The following is a 4,373-nucleotide window of genomic DNA, read 5'->3' on the forward strand; positions in this document are numbered from 1 at the left end:
GCCAGCTCAGACAGCGCGCGGGCCACCTTGCGGTTATAGGACTCCTTGCGCAAGCTGCCGACGACGACCGCTACCGAATAAACCTGGCTCATGGCGTTTTGCAACCTCTGCTCTGGGAATGGGACCTGTTAGTTATAGATGACCGTTCCTCGGCTTCGCGGTTTTTTTCCATTCGGCTGAAAACTTCCCGGGCGTTTCACTGGTCTATGCCTACAGACATTTCCTACACGATTCAGAGGTTTCCACCTAAATGGCAGCAGTAATGGTCGGCCAGTTCCACGCCCGCGACGCCGAAGGCCGTATCTACCCGGTCCACGAGTTCCAGGAGTCCACCCTCCAGGCCGACGGCAGCACCCTCGGCGCGCCGGTTACCAGCTATCGCCTGGCTATCGGTGACCGCGTCAACCACCTGGGTGACGACCGCTTCGAGCTGGCCCAGACCGGCGTCGAGATCATTCGTATTCCTTGACGCAATCGACGGTGTACAGCGCCCCCTGGCACTGCAGGCCATGCACATCGGCGACGAAGCCCGGGAAGCCCTGGTCGAAAGCCCGGGCACAGTCCAGGTAGACCAGAATCGAGCGGGTCGCCTCGGTGAAGCGCTCGCCCGGCATGATCAAGGGGATTCCCGGCGGGTACGGCACCAGCATCACCGCCGCGACCCGGCCCAGCAGTTGTTCGATCGGCACCGCCTCCACCTCCCCGCGCACCATCCGGTCATAGGCCTCGGCCGGGGTCATCGCCACCTCGGGCAAACGGGTGAACAGCAGCTTGAGTTGCCTGGATGTGGCATTGCCGCGGTAGAAGGCATGCAGTTGCTGGCACAGGTCACGCAGCCCCAGCCCTTGGTAGCGTGACGGCTGCGGCGTCACCACGCTGGGCAGGCATTCGGCCAGCGCGGTATTGGCGTCGTAGTGGCGCTTGAACTCCAGCAGTTCAGTGAGCAGCGTGCTCCACTTGCCCTTGGTGATGCCCATCGAGAACAGCACCAGGAAGCTGTACAGGCCGGTCTTCTCCACCACCAGCCCCCGCTCCCACAAAAACTTGCTGACCACTGCGGCCGGAATGCCGTGCTCGCCCGCGCCGCCACCGGCCCCTGGCATCACCAGAGTGACCTTGAGCGGATCGAGCAGCACATAGTCGTCGCTCAGCTCGGCAAAGCCATGCCATTCGGCACCCGGCTGCAGCAGCCAGTCCGCCGCCTCCAGCCGCTCGCCACCCTGGGCCTGCGGCGGCTGCCAGATGCTGAACCACCAGTCGTCAGCGGCGATATGCTCGCGCAGGTTGGCCAGCGCCCGGCGAAAGCTCAGAGCCTCGTCGAACATCTCCTGCAGCAGCGAACGCCCGGCCGGGCCCTCCATCATCGCCGAGGCCACGTCCAGCGAGGCGAGGATGCTGTACTGCGGCGAAGTGGAGATATGCATCATGAACGCCTCGTTGAAACGGTCGCGGTCCAACTGGCGGGAGGCGCCGTCCTGCACATGGATCATCGACGCCTGGCTGAAGGCGGCCAGCAGCTTGTGGGTCGAATGGGTGCTGAACAGCAGTGGGCCCTCATCGCCGCGCGGCGTGCCCATGGCGTAGCGGCCGACGAAGAATTCATGGAAGGCGGCGTAGGCGAACCAGGCCTCGTCGAAGTGCAGCACCTCGACACTGGCGCCGAGGGTCTGCTTGATGAGGCCGGCGTGGTAGCACAGCCCGTCGTAGGTGGAGTTGGTGACCACCGCCAGCTTTATCTTCGCCGACCGCCCCTGGGCCAGCGGGTGGGCCTGGATCTTCGCCTGGATCGACGCCGGGGTGAATTCGCTGAGCGGAATCGGCCCGATGATGCCCAGTTCGTTGCGCTCCGGGCACAAGTAGAGAGGGATGGCGCCAGTCATGATGATCGCGTGCACCACCGACTTGTGGCAGTTGCGGTCCACCAGCACCAGGTCACCACGCCCGACCATGGCGTGCCAGACGATCTTGTTGGCGGTGGAGGTGCCGTTGATGACGAAGAAGGTATGGTCGGCGCCGAAGTTGCGCGCCGCCCGCGCCTCCGCGGCGGCCAGGGGGCCGGTGTGGTCGAGCAGCGAGCCCAGCTCGGGGACCGACACGGACAGGTCCGAGCGCAGGGTGTTTTCGCCGAAAAACTGGTGAAAGGCCTGCCCCACCGGACTCTTGTGATAGGCCACGCCACCGCCGTGGCCCGGCGTATGCCAGGAATAGTTCGACTGCGCGGTGTGTTGCACCAGAGCCTTGAAGAACGGTGGCAGCAGGCCGTCGAGGTAACTGTGCGCGGCCCGCGCTACCTGGCGGGCGAGAAACGGCACGGTGTCTTCGAACAGGTAGAGGATGCCGCGCAGCTGGTTGAGTTCGCCCATGGCCTCGGCCGGGGCGTTCTCCAGAGTGACTTGCTCGCCCAGGGCGAAGATCGGCAGGTTGGGGGCGCGCAGCCTGGCCAGGCGGATCAGCTCGGCCATGTTCTGCAGCAGCCGGCTGTTATCGCCGACACCCTCGGCGGCGATCAGCATGCAGGCCAGGCCGTGGTGGGTGGCGGCCACCAGCCGCGCTTCGGCTTGGTCGGCGGCGGCGAGGATGGCGAAGCCGTCACGGGCCAGTTCATCGGCGATGCCGCGCACCCGCTCGCCGGCGACGCTGTCGGCCTTTATGGCCCGGTGGACGATGAGGATCGGGAACTGGAGGTCCTTGTACATCGGGCGGCTACCTCTGCGGGCTTTTCCCTCAGGGTAGTTGATGCCATCGCCGCTGCGACTTGCCCCGCGATAGGGCCGGTACTGTCTTTGGATCAGCTGGCGGTCGGCTCGGTCAGCACCTGCCACATCGCCGGCCCACCTGCCGACTTGGCAATGGCCGCCAAGCGCTCGGCATGGGCCTCGAGCTCTTCATCGCTGGCCATGATCACCTTACCGGCAGCACGACCGCTAATCCGACGGATCTCACTGCCGGTGCTGCCCTGCCCCTCTTCGTCCTGTGCGCCATCCCCCGCCAGCGACAAGCTGGTCTGGCCACCGGTCATCGCCAGGTAGACGTCGGCCAGCAGTTCCGAGTCGAGCAATGCGCCGTGCAGTTCACGGCCGGAGTTGTCGATGCCGTAGCGTTTGCACAACGCATCGAGGCTGTTGCGCTGCCCCGGATGGCGCGAGCGCGCCATCATCAGGGTGTCGAGGATCGGGCAGTGCTGCGAGATGTCGGCGCGGTCCTGCTGGCCGATCAGCGCGAACTCGTTGTTGATGAAGCCGACGTCGAACGCCGCGTTGTGGATGACCAGGGTGGCGCCCTGGATGAACTCGAAGAACTCCTCGGCCACATCGCCGAAACGCGGCTTGCCGACCAGGAAAGCGTCGGTGATGCCGTGGACGTTGATCGCGCCCTCGTCACTGTCGCGGTCGGGCTGCAGGTAGACGTGGAAGTGCCGCCCGGTCAGGCGCCGGCCCACGACTTCGACGCAACCGATCTCGATGATGCGGTGGCCTTCGGCCACCGGCATGCCGGTGGTCTCGGTGTCGAGGATGACGAACCGTTTGTCTTGCTGCTGCTCCACGCGGGGACTCCAACTGGCGGTGCTTGAATTCGGGGTGGGAGTATAACGAAATCGGGGCCGTTTTGCGGTCATCGCGGGGCAAGCCCGCTCCCACGCAGCCAGCAGTCATCTCGTGGGAGCGGGCTTGCCCCGCGATGGCCCGCAACACAATCAACGTTGCGCGCGAACCTCATCAACCCCACGATTGGCCAACTGGTCGGCCCGCTCGTTGCCCGGGTGGCCGATATGCCCACGCACCCACTTCCAGGTCACCTTGTGCCGGTTGACCTGTTCATCGAGGGCCATCCACAGGTCGGCGTTCTTCACCGGCTCCTTGGCGGCGGTCTTCCAGCCACGCTTCTTCCAGTTGGTCATCCACTCGTTGATGCCCTTCATCACATACTGGGAGTCGGTGGTCAGCACCACCTCGCACTCGCGCTTGAGCGCCTTCAGGCCTTCGATCGCGGCCATCAGTTCCATGCGGTTGTTGGTGGTCTCGCGTTCGCCGCCCCACAGTTCCTTCTCGACGCCCTTGAAAACCATCAGGACGCCCCAGCCGCCCGGGCCGGGATTGCCCTTGCAGGCACCATCGGTGTAGATCTCGACGCTATCGCTCATGTACCACTCGTGTTCAGTGCTTTTCGGAATCGGGGTGGGTGGCGCTGCGGTTGACCTTGGCCAATGGCAGCGGCAACAGCTTGCCCATCGGCTCGCGGCGCTCGAGGCGCAGCGGCCGCAGGCCGACCACCATCTTGCGCGCCACCAGCAGGTAGACGCCGCCCCCGGCACTCTGCCAGCCCCCCGCCACCCGCTCCCAGCCGGCCAGACGCTGCTGCCAGGCCGGCGAGGC

4 protein-coding genes and 2 pseudogenes are annotated in these 4,373 nt (G+C 65.4%); 1 reads left to right on the top strand and 5 read right to left on the bottom strand.

Annotated features, from left to right (window positions below; all coding sequences use genetic code 11):
* A pseudogene (locus CC207_RS26620) lies at positions 1 to 92 on the bottom strand (NAD(P)H-dependent oxidoreductase); the annotation flags it as partial.
* A 158-nt stretch (positions 93 to 250) separates the two neighbouring features.
* Between CC207_RS26620 and CC207_RS03595 the strand changes: the two are divergent.
* Positions 251 to 469 (top strand): hypothetical protein, encoded by a 219-nt coding sequence (locus CC207_RS03595; protein WP_028690532.1) that lies wholly within the window; start codon positions 251 to 253, stop codon positions 467 to 469.
* Here CC207_RS03595 and CC207_RS03600 read toward each other — a convergent pair.
* The 4 genes and pseudogenes from CC207_RS03600 to CC207_RS03615 all read right to left on the bottom strand — a co-directional run.
* Positions 453 to 2,696, bottom strand: a complete 2,244-nt coding sequence (locus CC207_RS03600) for an arginine/lysine/ornithine decarboxylase (protein WP_088851605.1) — start codon at positions 2,694 to 2,696, stop codon at positions 453 to 455. The genes CC207_RS03595 and CC207_RS03600 overlap by 17 nt on opposite strands.
* Before the next feature lie 92 nt (positions 2,697 to 2,788).
* Complete coding sequence (dnaQ, locus tag CC207_RS03605) at positions 2,789 to 3,544, bottom strand: DNA polymerase III subunit epsilon (RefSeq protein WP_028690530.1); 756 nt, start codon at positions 3,542 to 3,544, stop codon at positions 2,789 to 2,791.
* Positions 3,545 to 3,694: 150 nt separating this feature from the next.
* Positions 3,695 to 4,141: a ribonuclease HI gene (rnhA, locus tag CC207_RS03610; protein WP_028690529.1), complete on the bottom strand. Its 447-nt coding sequence runs from the start codon at positions 4,139 to 4,141 to the stop codon at positions 3,695 to 3,697.
* Positions 4,142 to 4,154: 13 nt separating this feature from the next.
* A pseudogene (locus CC207_RS03615) lies at positions 4,155 to 4,373 on the bottom strand (SAM-dependent methyltransferase); the annotation flags it as partial.

The sequence above is a fragment of the Pseudomonas sp. DrBHI1 genome (genome assembly GCF_002205115.1).
Classification (GTDB): domain Bacteria; phylum Pseudomonadota; class Gammaproteobacteria; order Pseudomonadales; family Pseudomonadaceae; genus Aquipseudomonas; species Aquipseudomonas mosselii.